This window comes from Salinivibrio sp. PR6, assembly GCF_001995955.1.
Classification (GTDB): domain Bacteria; phylum Pseudomonadota; class Gammaproteobacteria; order Enterobacterales; family Vibrionaceae; genus Salinivibrio; species Salinivibrio siamensis.
Map to the genome: position 1 here is coordinate 106353 of NZ_MUFA01000012.1, position 24476 is coordinate 130828.

The following is a 24476-nucleotide window of genomic DNA, read 5'->3' on the forward strand; positions in this document are numbered from 1 at the left end:
AAAATGTGAGAGACATGGAACTTTTAGTGTTGTGGTCAGTCTCAGAGAGTACTGAAGCAACGAATATAGGTTTTATGTTAACCCTACTGCGACATTTTCGTACCTCGTTTATCCTCTTCCTCATCGGCACGGGTTGCCTGCTCGCCTTCAACCTTTCCACGCCACATGTTGCTGCTAACGGCAGTCTCAACGAACCTTTCGCATTCATCCCGCTAGCTTGGTTGTTTTTAGGATTGAGTGCGGTCACGTTTGTGGTCAACATGGTGAGAACCATGCTGGGCATTAAACGGCAACACCTTGATTGTTAATGCCATGATTTGGCTATTCATTGTTAATACCAAGGTCCAGAGGAGGCAAGATGATACAGCGCAATGGCCCTGAGCTGGATATTGATATTGGTAATAAGCACTTAGTGATCCAGCGTCGCTATGAAGCGTTGGGGGCATTTAATGATTTGCTCATTGCGATTTGGTTTTTGATCGGTAGCTTCTTTTTTCTCAACGATGCGTTAATGGAAAGCGGGACTTGGCTGTTTATCGTAGGGAGTGCGCAACTGTTACTCAAACCGAGTATCAAATTGATGGGCCTAGTCCATGTTTCTCGCGTACAACAAAGGGCGCAGGAAACGGCATAACCCACTGTTATTCAATGAATTAGCAAATTGCAACGCATTACCGCTATTTTAAGTGGTTATTTTAAAAGCAGCTTTACGGGTAACCTTCCCTTGGACTGCTTTTTTTGTGCGAATTGCAATAGCGGGACAAGCGTTGGCCTACGACTTTATTCATCCTATCGTACTAGTTAAATATCTCATTTTCCAAACCGTTGATCTAAAAGCGTAATTGGCTACCTGCCTAACTTTCTCCCGCCGTGACGAATACTTGGCACTTATCTTGATTTCTGTCTGCAATGCTGGGCGTGCCTCAGCTAAAATCACAGGAGGATAAGCAATGCCAAAGGTATCGATTCGTGCGGTGACAATTGGGAGTTATGTCATCATGGTGGGGTTTACTGCCTCACTAATTATCCACTTGCCCTGGCTTAACGAGTACGTAGTGCTGGGGTTAAATGTATTGGTTGCAGGCTCGGCGGCTGTTTTTATTGACCGACGTTTTAAAGCTGGGCTTGCAAAAGTGAATCGCTTCGCTAAGTCGTTAGCGCGAGGTGACTTAACGGCGGCGATTGATACGCGAGACGGTGATGAGTTTGCGGAGGTGGCCACCTCGCTTAACCATGCGGTTGAAAAGCTGCGCCGCACGGTACGCAATATTGAGAAAGCCGCCGATACCTTGGATAGCTTTACCGATGCCTCGGAAAAACGTGCGAAGAAAGGCGCTGCAATTAATGACGCGCAGAGCGAGAAAATAGACAGTATTGCCACCGCCATCGAAGAGATGACCACCACGGTGGGTTCGCTCTCTGAAGATGTTCAAGCCATATCGGAAGAAGCGGGCAAGATTGATTCGAGCTCGCGTCAGTCGCAACAAGAGCTTACCGATATGATGAGTGAGCTCGATGAGCTAGTGTCGGCGATTAAAGTGTCAGCCGAGATGTTTGACAAAGTTGAGCACAGTGCGAGTCAAATTGAGCATTTTCTCTCGGTGATCACCGATGTGGCTGAGCAGACGAACTTGTTGGCGTTAAATGCCGCAATCGAAGCGGCGCGTGCGGGCGAGCAAGGACGAGGCTTTGCCGTGGTTGCCGATGAAGTACGTCAACTGGCGAGCCGGACACAAGCGTCGGCGAGTGAGATCAATGATATGACCAAAGAGTTGTTCCGGAGTCTCAAGCAATCATCAGAGCTATCGGATCGCACCGAGAAGCTGGCGCAAAGTGCCTCATCTCAAGCCTCTGATACGTCCCAGTCGATTGAGGGGGTACTTGATAACTTTTCTACTATCAGTGATCGCATCAATTCCTTAGCCAGTGCGATTGAACAGCAAAGAACGGTGTCGACCGATATTGCCGCAAACATCAACCGTTTGACCGAATCTGGCGCGGAGGCAGCGGAAATATCGGAAGAAAACAAACAAGATATGGTGAAAATTAGCGACTTGTCAGAGTCTTTAAACCAAGATCTTGATGAATTGCAGCTGCGCAGTAAAAAGCCTGTCCTCGAGGCGGAAAAACAGCATGTGTCGTGATAAGAACGGGTGACTGAGACAACCACCAAATAAATTAAAGAGGTAGGGTGATGACCCTGCCTCTTGCTATAGTGGCATCGCACTGACTGGCTTATCGTCGTTATTTATCCCAGGACCCAAAGCTGAAGGGTAACGAAAAAACCAATCGATAGCCCGACCACTAATAAGGTCGATAGACGGGTACAGGCTAAACCGATAGCGACCAAGGCGCCGAGTAAATAAGGATTGGTGGTAGAGATAGCCAGCTGATCCTCGGGAAAGAAGACAATCGGTACCCATAGCGCGGTCAGGACCGCCGGTGCAGAGTAGGTCAGGAGTCGTTGCAATCGCGGCCCAATGCGCACAGGGATACTCCGTGCCAGTAGCAGATAACGCACCGAGAAGGTGATCAGCGCCATGGCGACGATGATTAACCAATAACTCATGTTGACGCCCTCCTTGTCGGTAACGATTCAGCCATTAGCCCCGCGACCATACCTACGCCGGTTGCAATGATTAACGCATTGGGGATGTGGTAATAGGTGAATAGCAACATACTGATGCCGCTTGCCAAGGCACAAAGCAGTACGGGGCGGGTTTTTATACTGGGCACGGTCAGTGCGATAAAGGTGGCTGCAATGGCAAAGTCGAGGCCGATCGCTTCCAAGGCTTTCAGCTGAGAACCAGCTAGAATCCCCGCCAAGGTGGCAAGATTCCAACCAACGTAAAACGCGGCGCCCGTATACAGGGCATAGTGTTTAGAAAATCTTCCCTGCTTGCTGGTGTGTGCGGTTGAAAGCGCATACATTTCATCGGTCAGTAAAAAGCCGAGGCCGAGGCGCCATTTAAGTGGCAAGGGAGTGATGTACTGTCGAAAGTGAGCACCATAGAGAAGGTGCCGTGCGCTAATCACCAGTGTGGAACCGAGTACCGCTGGTAAGCCCGCCGCATTGCCCACCATCATGGTGCCCGACAATTGCACCGCCCCGGCAAAAACCAGTAATGACATGGCTTGTGTTTGCAGTGCACTGAATCCCATTTGTAGCCCTAATGAACCGCAGAGTATCCCCCAAGGCAGGACGGCGAGGCACAACGGACTGACATCGCCTAATGCGCGCCATACTGATGCCTCAGGCGCATGCACCTCTTGTGCAGCCTTATGCATAGATCACCTTTTTGTTGTATTTGCTTGGTTATAAATTGTTTTTATCGGTAAGGTGCTAAAAGGTCAGGTAACGTACTGATTAACAAACTTACAAGATGTTTGTACCACATCGCTACGCAGTCGCAAAGAACGGGATAGTTAAGTGGGCTTCCCGCCATGATACTCAGCGGTATATTGATGCTGGTGGTTTAACCCACCCAGTGATAATGGTGGTTCGGCTTTTTGGCCACCAATCCCTGCTGTTGTAAGTGGGTAAATAGGGTATCGACGGCCTCTTGGCTGAGTGCATATTCCGCCATCACGGCTTTTTTGCTACAACGTAGCGTTTTGGCGGCTAGCGCGGCTTTGATATCTGCATAAGGCGCATCCGTATCCTCGTGAGGAGACGCTGAATCCGGCGTGGTGGATTCCGTGTTGATATCATTGGCACGAGGAGAGGCCTTGTTGTTCAAAGGCGTAGGGGGCGTGGCATGTGGGTGACGATACCAATGGCGGAAACGCTGCTCTTCACCAATCACGCCGACAAAGAAAGCGGCGAACACATCGAGCAACACAGAGAGAAAAATCACCAGCCAAGATTGGGCTTGATCGGCGCTGACGCCTAATGTGTTAGCAAGGTTGCTAATCAATCCCAAGATGGAGTCCTGTGCCACCGCGGGTAAACTATCGCGCTCTAACGCGAGTTGCTGTTGCTCTTTGCGTAATTGGTTGTTTTCTTTTTGTAATCGCGCCACGCCAGTCGCAATTCTATCCAATTCGATATAGCGCTCGGCAGCTTGATTATTCAATGTGATTTGTTGCTCGATAGCATCGATTTGCCGGTTATAAGCGTCAATCTGCGCTTGGGCTTGGCGCTGCTCACTTTGCGCGGCATTGGTGGCACTATTGATGCCGCCAATACTGCCGCCAATCGAGATTAAGGCCAAAATGAGATAAAAAGCCAAGGCTGATAAGGCACCCACATAGTTGCCGTGCGCTCGGCGCTCACCAAACTCGTACCATGCGTAAAACTTACCCGCTTCAAAAATCACTGCCAGTGCCCCGAACAACCATTGCATCAGCGGGTTGTCGTCAAGGGATAAGAAAAGCAGCAGGGAAAAAATGGTAGAAGCCACAATGGCGGCACCGGTAAAGCTGTACACACTCAACATGGCGAATCGCCCTTTGGGGAAGCGTAACGCCATCTTGGTTGGCGCTGACATGACTGGATTCATATTGTTGTTATTGTCTGTGATATTGAGAGGGCGCAAAGCCTAGCGCATCTCGGCCCGTTTGTGTGTCAGTAAGCGGTGAAAACATGAATAAGCGATTGATCCATCGCCAATATGGATTAAAAGGCATCACAAAACCGACGTAAGCAGGTCGGGTTTCATTTCTTCTTCCGTGCAGGCATGTCATAGTCAATTTTCATGGAATGATATCCCCTATGCGTTAAATAAGCCCTTGAAGGGCGTGTTGATATGTGACGCTTCAAGGTGAAATGACAAGGGGCAATGGAGGCGTATGCTAGCGCGATCGTATGTGACATTAATTAGGCACCAATGGCCGTTAATTGCTTTTGGCTTTCTATCGATCTTTTTTGGCAACATTGGTCAATCGTTTTTCATCAGTTGGTATGGCAGCAGTATTAAAGATGCGCTGTTGTTGAGTGATGCAACCTACGGCGGGATTTACGCCATTGCGACCATGACCAGCAGCGTGTTGGTGATTAGCTTTGGTGGTGTGGTGGATCGGGTGCGGGTCGACAAACTACTGATCTTTTTTGCCACGTTACTGATGGTCGCGTGTGCGTTGATGTATTCCGTTGATAGTGTGGTGGGCTTGCTGCTGGTTTTCTTCTTACTGCGGTTTTGTGGACAAGGTTTTTTGCCTCACATCGCGCAGGCCACTGTGATTAAGCGTGCACAGCAGGATAAAGGCAAAGCCATTAGCTTGGTCGGCAGTGGTGTTGCCATTGGCGAGGTGGTTTTACCCTCAATCGTCATTGGCTTAATCGCGTTTTTGGGCTGGCGAGAAAGCTGGTTATTCATTGGTGCCGCCCTGTTAGTGGTGTTTTTACCACTGGTGTTATGGCTAGTCAGAAAAGCAGACCTTAAGCGGACCCGTATTGACGCAGACAATCAAAACCACGCCAGCGATGCGAGTCGGCGTCAAGTTGTTCGCGACTGGCGGTTTTGGATGATCATACCGATAGCTTTGGTGACGCCGTTTCTGGTGACCGGCGTCTTTATCCAACAGGACTTTATCCTGGAAGCGAAAAGGTGGACGCCGGGCGTATTAGCGGGCAGTTTCGTATTTTACGGGGCCGTGCATTGGCTAAGCTCAGTGATATCAGGCAGCTTGATTGATAAATATCGTTCGCGAAATGTACTTATCTTAATTCCCATTCCACTGCTACTTGGGCTAATGGTGATAGCTAACATTGATCATACCCTTGCGGCACCGCTTTTTATGTGCCTTTTCGGTTTAGCGATTGGTGCAACCAATCCTGTGATTAATACCTTATGGGCGGAAATGTATGGGGTCTCGTATATTGGTGCCATTCGGTCTTTGGTGACTGGCATGATGATCCTCTCCACCGCATTGGCACCTTGGGTGTTCGGTATCGTTATCGATATTGGCTGGACGCTTAACCAACTGATTTATGCACTCATTGGATTGATTCTTTCTTTTACTGTGCTGTTGGTGCCTGTGTATCCACGTATATAAGATACAGCGCTAAGCCTAATGTGCGAAAGCCAACCTTGCCTGATGGTAAAAATAAGCGAAAAAGGGGGTTGGAGAAAAGAATGAAATAAATCTGTGCTAAAAATATCACAATTACAAATTAAGCGCCTGATTTATAAAAATTAAGTCGTTATTGGACAAAAAAAGGGGAGTTGACGCTTGGTCAATAAGTGACTAGGATCACGCGTTTTGATTTTCAGGTGAAATCAGGCCTGAAATGAGCGCAACACCTTTTTTAACCCAATTTTGTAGAGACGTTCATGATAGATAGAATTCAGCGTGATTGGTTCTCCAATGTACGTGGCGATATTCTTGCGGGTATCGTTGTGGCATTGGCCTTGATCCCAGAAGCAATTGCCTTCTCGATTATTGCCGGTGTGGATCCGAAAGTCGGGCTTTACGCCTCCTTCAGTATCGCAGTGATCATTGCCTTTGTGGGTGGCCGTCCAGGCATGATTTCCGCCGCAACGGGTGCGATGGCGCTGTTGATGGTGACCTTGGTGAAAGAGCATGGGCTTGAGTACCTATTGGCGGCCACTGTGCTAACCGGGATACTGCAAATAGCGGCCGGTTATTTAAAACTCGGTAACCTGATGCGTTTTGTTTCTCGCTCAGTGGTAACCGGGTTTGTCAACGCGCTCGCGATCCTGATCTTTGTGGCGCAGTTGCCAGAGCTCATTGGTCCGGAAATCATCCGCGACAACGAAATAATGTGGCATGTGTATCCGATGACGGCGGCGGGGCTCGCGATTATCTATCTTTTCCCTTACGTACCGCGTATTGGCAAAGTACTTCCCTCCCCATTGATGTGCATTCTCATTCTGACCGGTATTGCCATGGCGTATAACCTCGACTTGCGTACCGTGGGTGACATGGGTGAACTGCCTGATACCTTGCCAGTGTTCTTATGGCCGGATGTGCCGCTAAACGTTGAAACCTTGGCGATTATCTTCCCTTATTCTGCAGCACTGGCTGTAGTGGGTTTGCTTGAGTCAATGATGACCGCCACCATTGTCGATGACTTGACCGACACAGACAGTGAGAAAAACCGTGAGTGTAAAGGTCAAGGTGTTGCCAATATCGCCACCGGTTTCTTAGGCGGTATGGCCGGTTGTGCGATGATTGGTCAGTCGGTCATTAACATTAAATCCGGTGGACGTGGACGTCTCTCTACCTTGTTCGCCGGTGTGCTATTGCTGATTATGGTGGTGTTCCTCAGTGATTGGATCAGCCAAATCCCGATGGCCGCACTGGTGGCGGTAATGATCATGGTGTCTATCGGTACCTTCTCTTGGGAGTCAGTGGTTAATCTGAAATCACATCCACTATCGACTAATATCGTGATGGTCTCGACCGTGGTGGTCGTTGTCTTCACCCACAACCTCGCGATCGGTGTATTGGTTGGGGTGCTACTGGCAGCCTTGTTTTTTGCCAATAAAATTGGTCGCTTTATGGTGGTCAAAAGCGAGCCTGAAGACAATGGCGATGCGCGTACTTATCGTGTTGTTGGCCAAGTCTTTTTTGCCTCGTCAGATCAATTTTTATCATCGTTTGACTTCAAAGAGGCGTTGGAGCGTGTCACCATCGATCTCTCGGCAGCGCACTTCTGGGATATCACCTCCGTGTCTGTGCTTGATAAGGTGGTCATTAAGTTCCGCCGTGAGGGTACCGAGGTGAATATCGTGGGAATGAATGATGCGACGGCGACCATCGTCGATAAATTCGGCGTGCACGATAAACCAGAAGAAGTAGAAAAAATGATGGGTGGCCACTAAGGAGACCGACCATGGAACAAATTACCGCGTGCGTAGATGGCCCGCATTATTCAAAGCAAGTGGCAGATTTGAGCGTTTGGGCTGCCAAGCGCTTGTCTGTCCCTTTGACACTTTTGCATGTGCTGGATAAGTCCTCACACCAAGCGGAGCCTGAACTATCAGGCAACTTGGGCGTGGGTAGCCGTGAACAACTGCTACAAGAGCTGGTGGAGCTGGATGAGCAGCGCGCCAAGCTAGCCATGAAGCACGGCAAAGCCTTGCTGTCTGAGCTGGAAGAAGACGCTAAAGCCAAAGGGCTGAGCGATGTGCGCAAGTTGCAGCGCCATGGCAATTTGGTCGAGACCTTACTGGATATCGAGCCACAGACGCGGGTATTAGTATTAGGTAAATCAGGTGAACTACACCAAAACGACACCAAGGCGATTGGTTCGCAGCTTGAAAGCGTGGTGCGCTCGATTAAAGCGCATACCTTGGTTGCTAACGGTGAGTTTTCAACACCTGAAAGCTACTTATTAGCATTCGATGGCAGCGATATCAGCGAAAAGCTAGTGGAAAAAGCACTGAGCACACCGCTGTTGGCAGGGATGACCTGTCATTTAGTGATGGTGGAAGACTCGCAAGAAAAGCTGGCAGCGTTTAAACGCGCGGCAGAGCGCTTGAAAACGGCGGGTGTCGATGTGGTTGAGGCTCAGTTAACCGGTGACGTGCACCGCGCGATTTTAGCGTATCAAACTGATAATCAAGTGGGCATGATCGTGATGGGCGCCTACGGGCACTCAAAACTGCGTCAATTCTTTGTGGGGAGCAATACCACTAAGTTGTTGGTTGAATCGACCGTGCCTATGCTATTGATCCGTTAGTTATGCATGAGTGCATACATAAAAACCCGCAGTGATGCGGGTTTTTTTGATCTGACTTTCAACGTCTGGCGGCAATACCCATTGCTTGATGGCAATGCATTACCGAGTGGACTTATCAGTATTTAAAACGCGTGGTAAACATAAACTGATCGCCGTACCACTCGTTAACACGGTAGGCTGCACCGAGTGAGAATAGCTCCGTGGCATGGAATCGCCCGTAGGCAGATCCAAAGGTATCTTCCTCATCATCCACTGTTAGCAGGCCGATTTCGCCGCCAACTTCAACTTGTGGGCCAAGCCACTGACGCACGCCTAGGTTGACCTCTAAGCCGACATCACTATCAAAGTTGTCTTTGTTGACGCCACGCGCGAGTAGCTCACCGGTTAAGTCTGCCCAGTTGTTAATCGGCGCATGAAAGCCAATCCCAGCCGCCGTGTCCCAATCGGAATCAAATTCGGTATCCGCTTCTACGCGTACGTGCGCGTTGGGATGGATAGACATGCTAAATCCTGCACCATAGGTGAGTGGGCTAACACCGATGCGTCCTTCCAGATAGTCGTAACTGAAGTTACTCATGGTGGTGAGGTTGGCGTCTTCTTCATTGGCCACGGCGCTGAATGAAGCCAAAGCGACAATCGCGCTGGCTAAAAGAGATTTACGCATTATCAATTCCACTTGTTATTGGTGTTCAAATCATTCTATAAGACGATTGCGCGCAGAAACAAGCACATCCGCCCGTGAGTCAGGCTTTTTTACCGATTTTTGACCTATCGGCGTGTACGAACTGGTTTGAGAGCTATTCTGCGCCCATATCCCATTTGTTGCGGTTGATGGCTTCTACAATCCTAGGGGTGTCCAGTACACTGGTCCACGGCAATAAATTGGCTTCGTGCGCGATGACATAGCTGGTGAGCTGATCGGTGACGACACTGACCAAGGTCTCTTTTTGCCAAGGCTTGGCAAGGTAATAGTGTAAACTGGCGTGATTAACCGCAGAGACCGTATCTTCCAAGCCTGCTTGGCCGGTCAGTAACACTTTGCGCGTCGACGCTGTCTCTGGCTGATTGGCTAACTCAATCAAAAATTCCACCCCGAGCTCGCCGGGCATAATATGATCACACAGAATCAATGCCAGCTTGGTACCTTCTGTGGCCATGTCCGCAATCACTTCTCGTGCTTCTGCGACTGACTCTGCCGCTTCCACCTCGAAGTGATCGGTAAAGCCTTGCAAGTCATCGATCACGCTATCGAGCACATCACGCTCATCATCAACACATAGGACTAAGTATTGGCTCATCGTTGGGGCTCCTTACTGGCAGAGGCGGGGAGTTCAATAGGTAACGTCACTGTCATTGTGGTACCGACAGCTGGCTGCGAGTGTACCTGAATATCGCCCCCTTGCTCATGAATAATGGTTTGGCACATGGTCAGGCCAATACCTAGACCAAAATGACCTTCGCGTTTGGTGGTGTAATTTAACGCAAACATTTTTGCTTGCTGCTCAGGGGTCATGCCTATACCGGTATCACTGACCGACACTTCTATCGTGCCAGAGGCTTGGTCATTGAGTGTTTTTACTGTCACTGTCAGTGTGCCTGGTGTTTGCATCGCATCTAAGGCATTGGCAATGAGGTTTGTCCATACCTGCGCTAAGGCCGAGGGCTGAGCAATAATATCGGGCACCCAGTCGTAGCGTTTTTCCAATTGATGAGGCTTGAGTCGATGCTCAAATAAGGTAAGGGTATCATCAATGTTTTCAATAATACGGGTGCGTTGGCGTTGTTCGCTGTCTTGACGGGCATAGGTGCGTAAGCTTTTGACGAGATCGGCAATACGCGCCGCGCAGACATGATTAGAGCGCAATAACCGCCCACAGCGGGCGTATTGCTTCCAGGTAGCAAGTTCGTGATTAAAGCCCTCACCCAGACGTTGTTGCCACTCTTTGATGTTTTCAGGCTGATACAACCCAATGTTGACTAAATCGCGCGCGATCCGTTTATCCCCGGTGAGGTCGCTTAGGGTACGGGTATAGGTTCGAGCCGTGGCGGTTGATAGGGGGGAACTCTCGCGGTTTGTCTGTAAAAGCGACAGGGCTTGTTCGCGGCTGGCTGAGGTCAACGGGGTTTTTGCCACTTCCTTTAGGGCGTCTGCAAGTGCGTCACTGTTGCGTAAAATCGCTGACACTGGATTATTGAGTTCGTGAGCGACGCCCGCCACGAGTTGCCCCAGTAGTGCCATTTTTTCTTTTTCTAATAACTGGCGGTTAGCTTCGTCCAGTGAGGCGAGCGTTTGCTGCAGCTGGATTTCGGTATCGATACTGCGCTTTAAGCGTTGGTTAAAGTGCAGCAACAGGTATTGAATGAACAATGGCAGCAGCTCAGAGCGGCTGGTCATTATTTTGCTAAATAACGCATGATCGATTTTGATCACCTGCGTCCGAGTGAGGGTGCGCCCCGTAGAGAAAGAAACGTCTCCCGTCACGAACGACATACTGCCAATCAAGCTGCCGGAAGAAAGGGTGGAAACATGGTGCTCTTGCCCTTCGTCATCTGTTTTATACAGCCCAACGTCACCATCGGTGATAAACCACAAAAAAGCATTATCTTGATTTTCTTTGGTAAGCACATGGTTGGCACTGTAGGTGCGGCACGCACGGCTTTCATCGTTGCCTTCAAAAAACGCATACAAACCGGCAATGACGCGATCGGCGACCGCTGCTTTGTCGGTTTCGCCTGGCGCTAACAATTGCGCTTGAAATTGGCTTATCTCGCGCTCAACTTGAGCATCTAATAAGGTGCGGTGATCTAACACTTCGGTATAACGCAGCAAATCATGTTGGCAATAGCGCAACACGTAGGTAGTGAGTTCTTTTTCGGCAACACGCTGCATCTCCTCGGCTCGCCAAGGCTTGTGCATACAATAATTAAGTCGGCCTTCATTCACAGCCTGCAAAATAATATCGTATTGCGGTGCCTCACTGAGCAAAACAGTCCGTGCGCCTTGACTGGCAGAGTGGTTGTCGACATTGACTAATAGATCGATACCGCGATTATCGTCCGGCCCGTTATGGCAGATCAGTAATGCCACCTGTTGCTCGTTAGCCTTAAAGTCGTCGAGCATGGCATAAGCGTCGTCTGGGGTCTCTGCACTGCAAAGATCAAACACATCACGAAACGGCGCGAGGTCGTGAGACAACTGCTCTACCACGAAAGGGTCTTGGTCAATGCACAATATAACGTAGGGATTCATACACTCTGTCGATCTATTGCAAATATGCTTTGATTGTATGCATTTATCCGCGGCAATGATGCGAAATGGTCGACATTCACGAATAAATACACCGTATTCTGCATGGCAGTACTGTGATACACGCCCTTGCCTCATTAGTGAGAAAGTTCCTTCTTATTATTCATTGTCTATTGACCTGTGCGATGGCTTCCATAACAGTTTGCCTTCACAGTATAACGCGTTATCTTCAGCGCCTAATTTTAGTTACACTATGATTTTTCGCATGCCTGAGGCAAAGAAAACATGTTTTTAGGAAAGTATGGTGCCATCGCAGGTGGCCTTGCGATTGTTGCGTGTTGGCCATTTGCGACTGGCCAAATCGCACAGTCGATGTATGAGCGAGAAGTCGATCAGCGCTCAACGTCAGAATTCACGCTTGAGCAGCAGACCTACGAACGCGGGTATTTAAGCTCGCAGGCGGTCACACATCTCGCATTTCAGGGTGAAACCAAAGCGATGCTTGCGCAGTCGGGCTTACCCGTTAGCTACGAAATCGCCTCAGAGATCTCTCATGGCGTGTTTGGCGTCTCGTCAAGCAACACGTTAGTGATGACGCCTGAGCTACAAGCGATCACCCAAAAAGCGTGGCCAGGTAACCCAACCCCAATTCGTTTAGAGCTAGATACCTTGATGACAGGGGCATCCGATTATCACCTTACCGTCGCACCTTTTTCGCTATCAGAGGCGAGCAGTAACCTGACCGCGAGTGAGTTAAGCCTACAAGGCGAGATCGACCGCAAAGGACATGTGAACGCAACCTTTTCTTTACCCGCGCTGGCCTTCAACGACGATAGTGGGCAGCAACTGAAAGTGGATAGCGTGTCGGGGTCAGGAAGCGGCTATTTGCAAGATGGTCTGTGGATTGGTGAACAGTCTTTATCGCTCGAGCAAGCGCACTTCAGTGATGTGAGCGGTCAATCGTTAAAGCTGGGCGACGTCAAGCTTGAGATAGGGAACAAGTTGATTACGTCTGAGTCAACGTCAACCCGCGAGCTAAATAACACCAACCAACTGACGATGGGAACGATTGCGTTACCGAACAACACGCAGTGGCGTAACTTGGTAGTGGCACTCGATGCCAATCACCTTGATTACAGTGCCATGTCCCAAATCGCGTTACTCTCGTCGCAGTGGCAAGAAGGTGGCGCGCCAGTGAGTATGGAGGCCTTTGATCAAGCTTTGGTGCAATTGTTGCAGTCGGGGTTATCGATTGATTTGTCGCCCGCCAGCTTAACCGTGCCAGAAGGGGATATCAGTGTCGACATGCACGTCGATGTAAAAGGCAGTGAGCCAACTGGCGTGTTTAATTTGCAGCAACTGGTCAATCAGGTAAGCGGCGATCTTGATGTTTCGGTACCCAATGGGGTGCTGACACAGTCACCTTGGCAAGCAAAAGTACAGGATCTGACCAAAGCGGGTTTTGTCACACAAACAGATAAAAATACTGTGCTGTCTGCCAAAATTGAGGGAAACCAAATCATCACCTCTGATGGCTCTGCCGTACCGCTGGTACAGTTTGTCATGTTTATGCTGATGTAAATGCCGCATGGGCACTGACTTGAGACGTCGGTGCCCCTAGTTATCCATCACAATAAAAGCGAACGATGATGCAGTCCTTGCCTGAACTTAAGGCCAAAAAATACAAAACGGTGAGAGAAGAGACYGTCATAGGGTTACGTGCCGTGGCATTTATGAAGCATGGCACCACGACGCAAGTACAAATAAAGACCCCAGTGGGACAAACGTACCGGTGTGAATGTACCTTTATCGGTTTTGATGGTGAAAAGCGCTTATTCTTTTCGCTACCGACAGAAAATCTTAATCAAGTTAATCAGTTTTTTATTGAAGGTTATCGCTTGGCGGTTGATGCAGTATCTGATGAGGGCGAGGGGGCTAAAGTGCGGTTTGCCTCTAAGATCTCAACCGTGCTCAAAACACCCATTAATTTGGTCATGGTCGAGTTACCGCAACAAGCCAAACTGATACAACAGCGCAAAGATAATCGTTATGAGTTAAACGTCAAAGGGGAAATTCCGCTCGATCATCGTCGTTTGCCCGTTAATCTTACCGATATTTCTGCAGGCGGTTGTGGGTTTAGTTTTGACGCCATTGCGCCTGTATTTGAAAAACACCACCAAATGGCGATTCAAATCCAAGCACCAAACAGTGACGAGTGTTTTATCTTGAGTGGGCAAATAGAGAACCGCCAACAAAAATGGGGCATGCAACGCTATGGCGTGTCGTTTGACCGCAGCGGTCTCAAACATTGCGAGGCGTTGATTAAACGGCTGGTTTACGATGGTTCCTATTATATTTTTAACCCACATGTAGAAGAGAAAGAGTGACAACGTCACTTTAAAGACGCGGTGGCTGTCGCGAGATTGAGAGCAGGTGATAGACATGTCTCAGTGCGTGCATTATTGGTCTGGCGTCACATACGTCACTTTCGCTGGGATCTCATGCTGTTGAAAAAACTGTAGCCAGCGTGTTTGGTGAGGCTGTAGCGTATCGCCTGGCCCCTTTACTTCCACCCATTGGTAGGATGCGTCTCGGCACATAAACAAGTCAGGATGGCCGCGGCGGTTATGGCGACGGTCGAACAAAATACGTTGAAAACAGGCGCGAAGCTGTGTGTCTGTAAGCATGACTAACGCAGCCTCAAGCAGCGGCCACTCTATCACCGACCAATTTACCCACTCGTTAGTGATGCCGTGCTTTTGCTGATAGTGTTGCGCTACCCAATCGCGTGCTCGATCAATCTCGGCGAAGCGCTGATCAATCTGTGTCTGCCGTTTAGCGACAAAGTCGTCGCTGTGGAGATCGCGCGGCCCACGTTGAAAAGGGTTAAGAAAGGCGCCACGGACCGGCAAAAACAAAACATCCCAAAAAAACAGCCCAAACAACGCGTTAAGCAAGCTGTTCTCGCTGAACCATACTTCCCAGCCTTGCTGACGATAATAATCAGCAACCTCCTTTTCGACGCGCTGATTCAGCGGTAAAGCTAACGTCTCTGTGGGTAATGTCGCCGGTTTAGCACGCGCTGAGGGAACCAAGCGGCCGAGTGCGCGAATCGGTTTTTGTTTCGCCAAGCGATAAGCGACGTCAAGCTCTTCTTCATCGTGTGGGGCTTGGAGCATGGTTGCGATGATCGTTGCAGCCGCTTTAATGTCACCTTGCTTTATCAAGATACGTGCGCGTCGTTCTTGGCTGGGTGGCTGAGTGGTGGTTTGATACAGCGACAATGCGGTCGATAAATCATCCTGGCGCTCAAATTCGCGTGCAATGCGATTAACCAAGCGCTGCCGCTTGCGCTCGAGCGGTGCCCAGTCAAAAGGGGCTGGCAAGCAGGGCGCTAACGCCAAGACTTCTTTAGGTTGCTTGTTTTTGCGCGCTTGCCATACGATCTCGTTTAATGCGGATAAGTGCAGCCAGTCATTTATTTGGGGCCGATGCTCAAATAAGCGATCGGCTTGCCGAATGGGATAGGGCTCAAAGTGTTGGATACCCAGCTCGGCCACCACGAACTGGCTCAAATCCTGGCGCGAATTGCCAAAATACAGCAGGTTTAATACCGGTAAGATGTCTGGCTGATGGCAGACCACCAATGCATAAGGGCTGTCGAGCGTGTTGCCGTAGAGAGCCTCTATCGCCTGCTGCCACTGGCTTTTAGGCGCACTTTTGGCGAGCCCTGTATCAGGAAAAGCCGCCATAAGTTGTGTTTTGGTGAGTAATTTGAATACCACCTCTGCCGGGGCAGTATGGGTAAGACTAATAAACTTATGTTCAGCCAAGGTGTCGAGCAGCGGCAGCGTTTCACCCAGCTCATCGTAGTGCAGCGAGCCGGCCAAAAACCAGTCGTGACGGCGCATCAGTAAACGCACCAGCAAACACTGTGCTTTGAAGCTAAGCTGTTGAAAGGTCGTCAGCCAATGTCGTTCTTTGTGCGTGAGAAGATCCCAGTCACGTTCGCAGACTAAATCCATCAAGTTTTGAAAGTTATGATGGTAATAATAGGGACTAAGAGGGTCTGGCTGCGTCATTCTTTTCCTTATCTTTCATCAGGACACGTGCATTCAGGAGCCGCCGCATGAAACGGATTATCGCTGTACTATTGTCAGTCTTTAGCGGATTAGTGTCGAGCTATGCCTTGGCTGAGAATGAAACTACGTTCTCCACCGAGCAAGGGATCGCTGGGGTCGCATGCATTATTAGCGATCCAGCCGGACGGCTCTTGCTAGTAAAAGACACAGTGACCGGACGGTATGGTTTGCCCGGTGGGCGGGTTAACTTGGCCGAATCACCGAGTAGAGCGCTAGCGCGTGAAGTGTTTGAAGAAACGGCTATTCGCGTCACGGTCGGTAATGTCTATCATCAAGATGAGCGCGGTGTGTTATTTGCCTGTCAAAGCCAGGCACCATTGCCCGTTGTCTCTACGGCGGAGGGAGTGGGTCTTTTGCCGGCTTGGCGCGCGCCCCATTTTGCCTCTGAAGTCGAGCAAGCACGGCTGGTACCGCGCGCCCATGCGCAGGATTATCGCTATCGTTTTCGCGACCGTCGTGATCTTTTGTGGTCGCTAGCGGCGAGAACGCCAAGCAGCGATGTCAGTGCCTTGGCCGATTTTAGTGCCTTAGCGCCTGTGTTTTATGTCAGTCAATATCGATGGGTCGCGGGGATACAAACCGCGGTACAGCAAATGAGCGAGGCGGCGAGCTCGACCGTGACCGCGGTATTTAGATTGGTCAATACGCTGGGCGAGACCGCTTTTTACATTGCACTGCTGCCGCTATTTTTGGTCTTTCGTGGCCATAAATCCGCATTATCACTTCTCTTTTTGTTAATAAGCGCGGCGGCAGTGTCGACGACGCTAAAAAGTGGCTTTGCCATGCCAAGGCCGTTTTATTTGTGGCCAGAGTTACAAATCGGCCAGGCAAGCGGTTTTACCGTACCCAGTGGACATACATTGCTTGCAGCGGCAGTGATGACTGCTTGGTATCTAAAACGTCGAGTCACCCACCCACCCGCGTTTGGCGCGCTTGCGGTGGCGTTGTTGGTGATCATGCTTATGGGGCTGAACCGGATGTACCTTGGGGTGCATTTTGCCAGTGATGTGGTCATTGGCGCTTTGGTCGGCGCCAGCGTTGCTTGGGCGACTGTCAAGCTGGATGCCGTGACGGTGGGTAATGAAAGGCCCATGCTAACGACAGGCAGAATCTGGTTCTTAGCGTGTCTTATCATGGCGCTGTTGGCATTGGCATTAAAGATCCCCAATTTGGTGTATCTGTCAGCGTTAGCAGCGGGTGTCTATACCGGTCAGGTTTGGCATAAGCTCTTTCCTAGCCATAAACCGGCCAGCCAGCTCAATGGCAAACTGTTAACGCTGGCGTGGATTTTTTTCGGTATCGCCGCCATTGTTGGCGCCGCCTGGGGAGTGGCACAGCTGACAGGCCTAAGCTGGATTGTGCTTATTGTCGTGTCAATGGCGGCATGGAGTTTGGGCCCTTGGGTACTGATTGCCAGCCCAGAGCTTGCTAAATGGTCAGGTAAGCGGCTAGGTTGGCGCGAGTGGTGATAAGGATTTGCTAGGTGATCGCTTTGGCTGTGCCAAGAGTTAAGGTAAAGTGACAGCACAACAAAAATTGCACCAGGCATGGTGAGATAGCGCACAGGAACAGCAATGATACCGGCAATCCATCCAGAGGCGGGCCTGTCGTCCGCCGTTGTTGATTTTATCACCGCTTTGCAAACAGCAGGTTTTCAAGGCGACATTGAATCGACCTATGCGAGCCGCCTTGCGGTGGCCACTGATAACAGTGTTTATCAGGCCTTACCACAAGCCGTCCTCTTTCCCGCATCGGTTGATGATCTTCAGCTTATTGGTCAGACCGTCCAAGCCCCAGCTTTTAGTGAGATTAAGTTTTCTCCCCGTGGTGGCGGCACTGGCACCAATGGCCAGTCGTTGACCCAGCATGTGGTGGTGGATGTGTCGCGTCATATGCAACAGGTGCTGGAAGTGAACCCGGAGCAAGGCTGGGTACGTGTGCAAGCAGGCGTGGTTAAAGATCAACTCAATGATGTCTTGCGCCCGTATGGTTACTTTTTCTCACCTGACTTATCGACCAGTAATCGTGCCACGATTGGCGGGATGATCAATACCGATGCCTCCGGTCAAGGCTCGTTACGTTACGGCAAGACCTCTGATCATGTACTGGGTTTAAAAGCAGTGCTCGTCGATGGCAGTCTCTTGGATACTCAACCGCTTAACGCTGAACAGCTTCAGCAGGCAATGTTGCGCGACGATCTCAGTGGCCGAGCGCTGCAAACGGTGTCCTCAGTCTGTCGTGAGCATCGTGATCTGATTACCGACACCTTCCCGCCGTTGAATCGCTTTTTAACCGGCTATGACCTTAAACATGTTTACGATGACGCACTGACCGTATTCGACATTGGTCGCGTGCTATGTGGCGCTGAGGGCTCCTTAGCGTTTATAGCCGAGGCCAAGCTCAACATCACCCCGATCCCGACTGTGCGTACCTTGGTGAATATTAAATACGACAGCTTTGACTCAGCATTGCGTAATGCGCCGATGATGGTAGACGCTAATGCCTTGTCGGTTGAAACCATTGATGCCAAAGTGCTTGATTTAGCGCGTAATGACATTGTTTGGCATACGGTGAGTGACTTGTTGCAAGCGGTGCCCGGCAAAACCATGCATGGCATTAATATGGTGGAGTTTGCGGGGAATGATCCGGGTGAGATAGAGCAGCAGATTACGGCACTTTGTCAGCAACTGGATAGCTTGATTGCTCACAAGCAAAAAGGGGTGATTGGCTATCAGATTTGTCGGGATCTCGCGTCAATCAACAAAATTTACGCGATGCGTAAAAAGGCGGTCGGACTGCTAGGTGCCACAAAAGGTAAAGCCAAGCCCGTCGCCTTTGCCGAAGACACTTGTGTACCGCCGGAACACCTTGCTGACTTTATCAGTGAATTTAGAGCATTGCTCGACAGCCACCATTTGCACTATGGCATGTTTGGTCATGTCGATGCGGGGGTACTGCATGTGCGTCCAGCGCTGGATTTGTGTGACCCTGACCAAGAACGCGTAATGAAAACCCTCTCTGACCAAGTGGTTGCTTTGGTTGCCAAATATGGCGGCTTGATGTGGGGAGAGCATGGTAAAGGGTATCGTTCGGAGTACGGCCCAGCGTTTTTTGGTGAGACCTTGTTTGCGCAGCTTCGCCATATCAAGGCGGCATTTGATCCGCAAAATCGAATGAACCCAGGAAAGATTTGTACGCCGATTAATAGCCAAGATTCCCTGGTGAAGGTTGATGATACCAAGCGTGGCTTTTATGACCGCCAAATTCCGGTAGAAGTGCGTGATAGCTTTAAAGGGGCAATGGAGTGTAATGGCAACGGGCTGTGCTTTAACTATGACACCGCCTCACCCATGTGTCCTTCGATGAAGGTCAGTTATGACCGTCGCCATTCGCCAAAAGGTCGCGCTGGGATCGTGCGGGAATGGTTGCGTTTACTGTCTGAGCAAGGTGTCGACCCCTTGGCGGTTGAGCAGGCATTGATGACCCAGTCGCCGTCAGTCCGTGAAGTGATGGCCAAATTCGGACGCTATTTTACTCGCCGCAGAGAAGCAGATGATTTTAGCCATGAAGTCATGGAAGCCATGAGCGGTTGCTTGGCGTGTAAGGCTTGTGCTAGTCAGTGTCCGATCAAAGTGGATGTGCCGAGTTTCCGCTCGCGCTTTATGCAGCTCTATTACAGCCGCTATCCGCGCCCGGTGAAAGACCACTTAGTAGCGAACATTGAAACCTTGCTCCCGCTGATGGCCAAAGCACCAAAATGGGTGAATGCGGCGACTCAGCCTCAATGGGCCCAAGGGCTCACTGCGAAGCTAATTGGCTACACAGACACACCGGCGTTGTCGGTACCGACGCTGGCTCAGTCTTTGGCGGGCGATCATGCGCTTAAGTTTGACTTAGCATGGCTGCAGGCTCTATCCGCGCAAGAGCGTGAGCACTATGTGTTGATCGTGCAGGACCCTTTTACCAGTTTTTATGAAGCGCCCCTGATTCACGATTTGATCAAACTGGCGCGACAACTCGGGAAGGTGCCCATGCTGGTACCCTTTAAACCCAACGGGAAAGCCCAGCATGTAAAAGGTTTCCTCCGTCGTTTCGCCCAGACGGCGCGTAACACCGCTGGCTTTTTAAACCAGCTGGGGGCGTTGAATATTCCCATGGTGGGCGTTGATCCGGCGCTGGTGCTTTGTTATCGCGATGAGTATCAAGAAGCGCTAGGTAAACACCGAGGTAACTTTAATGTGATGCTGAGTCATGAGTGGCTGAGCAGTGTTGTGCCTGACATGCCGGTCGTGACGAGCCGTGATGCTGACCCCTGGTATCTGTTCGCCCACTGTACCGAGAAAACACAGTTGCCTCATGCTGAGCAACAATGGGTGGCTTTATTTGCGCACTTTGGTGCGACGCTTAAACCGATTTCTGTCGGTTGTTGTGGTATGGCGGGCACTTATGGCCATGAAGCAGACAAACGCGAAACGTCAGCTGCGATCTATGATTTAAGTTGGTCGCCACAGTTGGCCAACCTACCTAGCGAGAGAGTGCTCGCAACCGGTTACTCGTGCCGTAGCCAAGTGAAGCGGTTTAGTAAGACGCAGTTACAACATCCTTTGCAAATCTTGTTGCGGCTAGCGTGTACGCGAATTGATCGTGCGCGTGTCGATAACGTATCACTATAAAGCTTGCATCTGGGTGGCTTTGTCATACAGTAAAATAAAGAGCTGAAAGCTAAGGTAAAACAAATGCTTAAAACGATTGTTATCATCTTGCTGGTTTTACTCGGGATTACGGCAGCCCAGTACTTGGACGAGGGGACGCAAAAGAAAATTGCGTGGGTGATCGGAGCCATCGCCGGTGTCCTGGCGCTTGGTGTGATTGGTGTTGAGCTTTTCCGTTAGTGGTGGGCGTATCCGACGCGCCATGAGTACGATGATACCGTAACGCCAACAAACACGCCGCGCTCGTAGTGAAACGCCCGTAGTAAGATGCCCGCAACGGGGTGTACCACGACGGGCGTTTTTTATTTCATCCTTTTAAAGCAGGCGCTTATGCGCGTTTTCCACGCTGGTTATTGCCTCGCCCTTTGTTACTTGGCCGACGTATATCGGGTTGTTTGGGGTGCTTAGTGGCAAAGCGCTGGGTGCCATGGCGGCCTGAGCGGCGCTGCCGGCCTGTTTTTTCGGGGGCATCTTCTTTTGGGATCAGGCACTTGGGCCCGTTACCAATCAAATGCTGTTTCCCCATACGTACCAAGGCTTCACGGATCAGTGGCCAGTTAGCGGGATCATGGTAACGCAGTAGTGCCTTGTGTAAGCGTCGCTGGCGCTCTCCTTTTGCCACTGTCAGTGTCTCGCGCTTTTTATAGCGTACCCGCTTCAGTGGGTTGGTTTCTGAATGGTACATGGCAGTCGCATTACACATGGGTGATGGGTAAAAGTTTTGCACTTGGTCGCACTCAAAGGCATTCTCTTTCAGCCAGCATGCTAGATGTACCATATCTTCATCGGTACACCCTGGATGCGCGGCAATGAAGTAGGGGATCAAATACTGTTTTTTGCCCGCTTCTTTACTGTATTTTTCAAATAGAGCCTTGAAGCGATCATACGCACCCATACCGGGCTTCATCATTAAATCCAGCGTATTTTTCTCAGTATGTTCTGGGGCGATTTTTAAATAGCCACCGACATGGTGAGTGACCAACTCTTTCACATATTCCGGCGACTCAATCGCCAGATCGTACCGCACTCCCGAGGCAATCAGGACTTTTTTGATTCCCTCTACCTGGCGTGCTTTACGGTAAAGATCAATGGTATGGCGATGATCGGTATTGAGCTTGTCACAAATCTTTGGAAATACACAAGAGGGGCGACGACAGTTACGCTCTGCTTTAGGATCGGCACAGCCGAGTCGATACATATTAGCGGTTGGGCCACCCAAGTCTGAAATCGTGCCAGTAAAACCAGGCACTTTATCGCGAATATCATTGAGCTCTTCAATGATCGACGCTTGTGAGCGGTTTTGGATGATCCGCCCTTCGTGCTCGGTAATTGAACAAAATGAACAACCGCCGAAACAGCCACGCATAATGTTCACCGAGGTTTTAATCATGTCGTAGGCAGGGATCTTGGCTTTACCGTACTTTGGATGAGGTACTCGCGCATAGGGTAGGCCAAACACATAGTCCATTTCTTCGGTGGTGAGGGGCACCGGTGGTGGATTAATCCAAAGCAGTTGATCGCCATGTTGCTGCACCAAGGCGCGGGCAGAATAGGGGTTAGCTTCTAAGTGCATCACTCGGCTAGCATGCGCGTACAAAATCCGATCGTTTTTGAGTTTTTCAAACGAGGGCAGGCGAACAAAGGTGTTTTTAGCATCGTGTCGAGACGGACGGATAGTGATGGGTTTCGCCGCGTCTGGCTCTGCTTTTTTGCTGGTTTCGCATTGGGTTTCTGTTGCATAGGGGTTGGGCATGGTCATGCTCTTTCCCGGTTTATCAATGCGGGTGGAATCGACTTCTGCCATACCTTTGGGCGGTGTTTTCATCATCACTGCGGTGCCCGCGATGCGAGTCATATCGGCTAAGGTGTCACCGCGAGATAAACGATGTGCCACTTCTATCAAGGCGCGTTCTGCGTTGCCAAATAGCAATATGTCTGCTTTCGCGTCACATAACACAGAGCGACGGACTTTGTCTGACCAATAGTCGTAGTGTGCTAAACGGCGCAAGCTGGCCTCTATCCCGCCCAGTACGATCGGCGTTTGCTTATACGCCTCTCGACAACGTTGAGAATAGACCAAAACCGCACGATCAGGGCGTTTACCTCCCTCGTTATTGGGCGTATAGGCATCATCATGGCGCAGTTTTCGGTCTGCGGTGTAGCGGTTGATCATCGAGTCCATGTTGCCAGCCGTCACGCCAAAGAATAGGTTAGGCTCGCCTAATGCCATAAAATCATCTTTATTGTGCCAGTTAGGCTGCGAGATGATGCCAACACGAAACCCTTGTGCTTCCAATGTGCGGCCAATCACCGCCATGCCAAAGCTAGGATGATCGACATAGGCATCACCGGTTACGATGATGATATCGCAGCTATCCCAACCTAAGATATCCATCTCTTCACGGCTGGTGGGCAAAAAAGGCGCGGGGCCAAAGCAGGCCGCCCAATAAGGGGTGTAATCGTATATAGCAGTCGGTGTCACGTTATGGTCTCTTGGTCAGCCCATTGCAATGAGGACAGGCGATTCAACGATACGCGCATCGTGCGCCAGGGCGGGCGATAAATTAGCCAGCGATTTTAGCGATAATCCTGCATCGAGTATAGGGGTAAATCTGGGGAAAGGTGGCTCAGGATGTCATAGAAGGCTTGGCAGACGGATTGTGTTGTTGCACATAATCAATGAAGGCGCGATCGGCGAGGGACAAGTAACCGTGTTTACGCCAGGCAATCGCAATATCGAGCTTGATCGGTTGTGTAAAGGGGATCCCGACAATCCCCCTTTCATGTTCGGTGACCATATCGAGCAGTGCACTGATCGCAAACCCATGACGGACGATATTCAAAATCATCGCCAGTAAATTGGTTTCTAATGAAAGTTTGGGGGTTATTGCATGCGTATCGCAGACCTGGTCAAGGTAATCACGGTGGAAGTATCCCGGGCGGAACATGATCAACTCATGGTCGAAAAAGGTGTGGTAATCGAGCGTATGATGTGTGGCGAGCGTATGATCGGTCGCGACAACGGCGACCATCTGCGAGGAAATCAAATGCGTGGTTTCTAACGAATCGGGCACCTCTCTATCGTTAATCACGGCGAGATCCAGCTCACCGTCGAGCAGCATTTGCCGCAGGGAGTGAGTGCCAGCCTCTACCACTGTGAGTTTTAGCGCGGGATAGCGACGGCGGAACCCCATCAGCAACTCAGGAAAAAAATAAGATCCGAGCATACCCGGTACACCGATACGTACCTCGCCTTTTTGCAATCCTTTAAGCTCATCCATGGCTGTGGCTGCATCTTGCATTTGCTGTACGACGCGATAGGCATGCTGCAGCAATACTTGCCCTTCTTGCGTAAGCTGAATATGCTTTTCATTGCGGATAAAAATCGGCATACCCAATTGATTCTCAAGCTTTTTTATCGCAATACTGAGCGCAGGTTGCGCGATATGCAGACGCTGGGCGGCGAGCGTAAAGCTTTTGGTCTCAGCGACAGCAATCACTTGGCGGAGCTGTTTGACGTCCATGAATATAAATAAAATATATGAAGAGGATATATTTAATATATTTTATTAATTAGAAAGCGGTTGTTAGCATGATCACATCTTAGCCCACTGGTGAGGTTTTTATGATAGAGCTTGGCTCACCACGTTACCGACTGACGGCGTTTGCGCTCGCGTTCGGCTCGTTTTTGATTTTTTGTAACCTTTACTTGTTTCAACCTATGT

The 24476-nt window shown here is 50.1% G+C and carries 20 protein-coding genes; 11 read left to right on the plus strand and 9 right to left on the minus strand.

Annotation, left to right across the window (positions count from 1 at the left end; all coding sequences use genetic code 11):
• Nucleotides 1–14 precede the first annotated feature (14 nt).
• The 3 genes from BZG72_RS11320 to BZG72_RS11330 all read left to right on the plus strand — a co-directional run bounded on the left by BZG72_RS11320 (nt 15) and on the right by BZG72_RS11330 (nt 2144).
• A complete protein-coding gene (locus BZG72_RS11320; protein WP_158010032.1) occupies nt 15–308 on the plus strand; it encodes a DUF3955 domain-containing protein in 294 nt (97 codons plus the stop codon).
• A gap of 50 nt (nt 309–358) precedes the next feature.
• Complete coding sequence (locus BZG72_RS11325; protein ID WP_046073052.1) at nt 359–634, plus strand: YrhK family protein; 276 nt, start codon at nt 359–361, stop codon at nt 632–634.
• 316 nt (nt 635–950) lie between these two features.
• Complete coding sequence (locus tag BZG72_RS11330) at nt 951–2144, plus strand: methyl-accepting chemotaxis protein (RefSeq protein WP_046073053.1); 1194 nt, start codon at nt 951–953, stop codon at nt 2142–2144.
• Between the two features lie 104 nt (nt 2145–2248).
• Here BZG72_RS11330 and BZG72_RS11335 read toward each other — a convergent pair whose 3' ends face one another.
• The 3 genes from BZG72_RS11335 to BZG72_RS11345 all read right to left on the minus strand — a co-directional run bounded on the left by BZG72_RS11335 (nt 2249) and on the right by BZG72_RS11345 (nt 4490).
• The gene (locus BZG72_RS11335) at nt 2249–2569 is read right to left on the minus strand and encodes an AzlD domain-containing protein (protein ID WP_046073054.1); all 321 of its coding nucleotides are present in this window, start codon (nt 2567–2569) and stop codon (nt 2249–2251) included.
• On the minus strand, nt 2566–3288 hold the full coding sequence (locus BZG72_RS11340) for an AzlC family ABC transporter permease (RefSeq protein WP_077666830.1): 723 nt from the start codon (nt 3286–3288) through the stop codon (nt 2566–2568). The genes BZG72_RS11335 and BZG72_RS11340 overlap by 4 nt, the downstream gene beginning before the upstream one ends.
• A gap of 188 nt (nt 3289–3476) precedes the next feature.
• Nucleotides 3477–4490 (minus strand): Preprotein translocase subunit SecY, encoded by a 1014-nt coding sequence (locus BZG72_RS11345; RefSeq protein ID WP_077666831.1) that lies wholly within the window; start codon nt 4488–4490, stop codon nt 3477–3479.
• 301 nt (nt 4491–4791) lie between these two features.
• On the opposite strand from BZG72_RS11345, the gene BZG72_RS11350 reads away from it, so the two are divergent.
• From BZG72_RS11350 to BZG72_RS11360, 3 genes are all read left to right on the plus strand, one after another.
• Nucleotides 4792–5997: an MFS transporter gene (locus tag BZG72_RS11350; protein WP_077666832.1), complete on the plus strand. Its 1206-nt coding sequence runs from the start codon at nt 4792–4794 to the stop codon at nt 5995–5997.
• A gap of 278 nt (nt 5998–6275) precedes the next feature.
• On the plus strand, nt 6276–7790 hold the full coding sequence (locus BZG72_RS11355; protein ID WP_077666833.1) for a SulP family inorganic anion transporter: 1515 nt from the start codon (nt 6276–6278) through the stop codon (nt 7788–7790).
• 11 nt (nt 7791–7801) lie between these two features.
• Nucleotides 7802–8650 (plus strand): universal stress protein, encoded by an 849-nt coding sequence (locus BZG72_RS11360; protein WP_077579036.1) that lies wholly within the window; start codon nt 7802–7804, stop codon nt 8648–8650.
• Between the two features lie 115 nt (nt 8651–8765).
• Here the strand turns inward: BZG72_RS11360 and BZG72_RS11365 are convergent, their stop codons facing one another.
• The 3 genes from BZG72_RS11365 to BZG72_RS11375 all read right to left on the minus strand — a co-directional run bounded on the left by BZG72_RS11365 (nt 8766) and on the right by BZG72_RS11375 (nt 11900).
• On the minus strand, nt 8766–9314 hold the full coding sequence (locus BZG72_RS11365) for a hypothetical protein (protein WP_046073060.1): 549 nt from the start codon (nt 9312–9314) through the stop codon (nt 8766–8768).
• 133 nt (nt 9315–9447) lie between these two features.
• A complete protein-coding gene (locus BZG72_RS11370) occupies nt 9448–9948 on the minus strand; it encodes a response regulator (RefSeq protein WP_046073061.1) in 501 nt (166 codons plus the stop codon).
• Nucleotides 9945–11900, minus strand: a complete 1956-nt coding sequence (locus BZG72_RS11375) for an ATP-binding protein (RefSeq protein WP_158075470.1) — start codon at nt 11898–11900, stop codon at nt 9945–9947. Before BZG72_RS11375 ends, BZG72_RS11370 begins: the two co-directional genes overlap by 4 nt.
• 282 nt (nt 11901–12182) lie before the next feature.
• Here BZG72_RS11375 and BZG72_RS11380 point away from each other — a divergent pair, with 282 nt between their 5' ends.
• Together BZG72_RS11380 and BZG72_RS11385 are read left to right on the plus strand one after the other, a co-directional pair.
• A complete protein-coding gene (locus tag BZG72_RS11380; protein WP_077666835.1) occupies nt 12183–13478 on the plus strand; it encodes a DUF945 family protein in 1296 nt (431 codons plus the stop codon).
• Between the two features lie 152 nt (nt 13479–13630).
• On the plus strand, nt 13631–14284 hold the full coding sequence (locus BZG72_RS11385; protein ID WP_241832547.1) for a PilZ domain-containing protein: 654 nt from the start codon (nt 13631–13633) through the stop codon (nt 14282–14284).
• Between the two features lie 72 nt (nt 14285–14356).
• Here the strand turns inward: BZG72_RS11385 and BZG72_RS11390 are convergent, their stop codons facing one another.
• Nucleotides 14357–15979: a VRR-NUC domain-containing protein gene (locus BZG72_RS11390; protein ID WP_077666837.1), complete on the minus strand. Its 1623-nt coding sequence runs from the start codon at nt 15977–15979 to the stop codon at nt 14357–14359.
• Between the two features lie 47 nt (nt 15980–16026).
• Here BZG72_RS11390 and BZG72_RS11395 point away from each other — a divergent pair, with 47 nt between their 5' ends.
• From BZG72_RS11395 to BZG72_RS16235, 3 genes are all read left to right on the plus strand, one after another.
• Entirely contained in the window at nt 16027–17508 is a 1482-nt protein-coding gene (locus BZG72_RS11395; RefSeq protein WP_077666838.1) for a bifunctional NUDIX hydrolase/phosphatase PAP2 family protein, read from the plus strand.
• A gap of 105 nt (nt 17509–17613) precedes the next feature.
• The gene (gene ydiJ / locus BZG72_RS11400; protein WP_077666839.1) at nt 17614–20712 is read left to right on the plus strand and encodes a D-2-hydroxyglutarate dehydrogenase YdiJ; all 3099 of its coding nucleotides are present in this window, start codon (nt 17614–17616) and stop codon (nt 20710–20712) included.
• 63 nt (nt 20713–20775) lie between these two features.
• Entirely contained in the window at nt 20776–20931 is a 156-nt protein-coding gene (locus BZG72_RS16235) for a hypothetical protein (RefSeq protein ID WP_156146643.1), read from the plus strand.
• A gap of 148 nt (nt 20932–21079) precedes the next feature.
• Here BZG72_RS16235 and BZG72_RS11405 read toward each other — a convergent pair whose 3' ends face one another.
• Complete coding sequence (locus tag BZG72_RS11405; RefSeq protein WP_077666840.1) at nt 21080–23233, minus strand: YgiQ family radical SAM protein; 2154 nt, start codon at nt 23231–23233, stop codon at nt 21080–21082.
• A gap of 145 nt (nt 23234–23378) precedes the next feature.
• The gene (locus BZG72_RS11410) at nt 23379–24275 is read right to left on the minus strand and encodes a LysR family transcriptional regulator (RefSeq protein ID WP_046073068.1); all 897 of its coding nucleotides are present in this window, start codon (nt 24273–24275) and stop codon (nt 23379–23381) included.
• Nucleotides 24276–24476 lie beyond the last annotated feature (201 nt).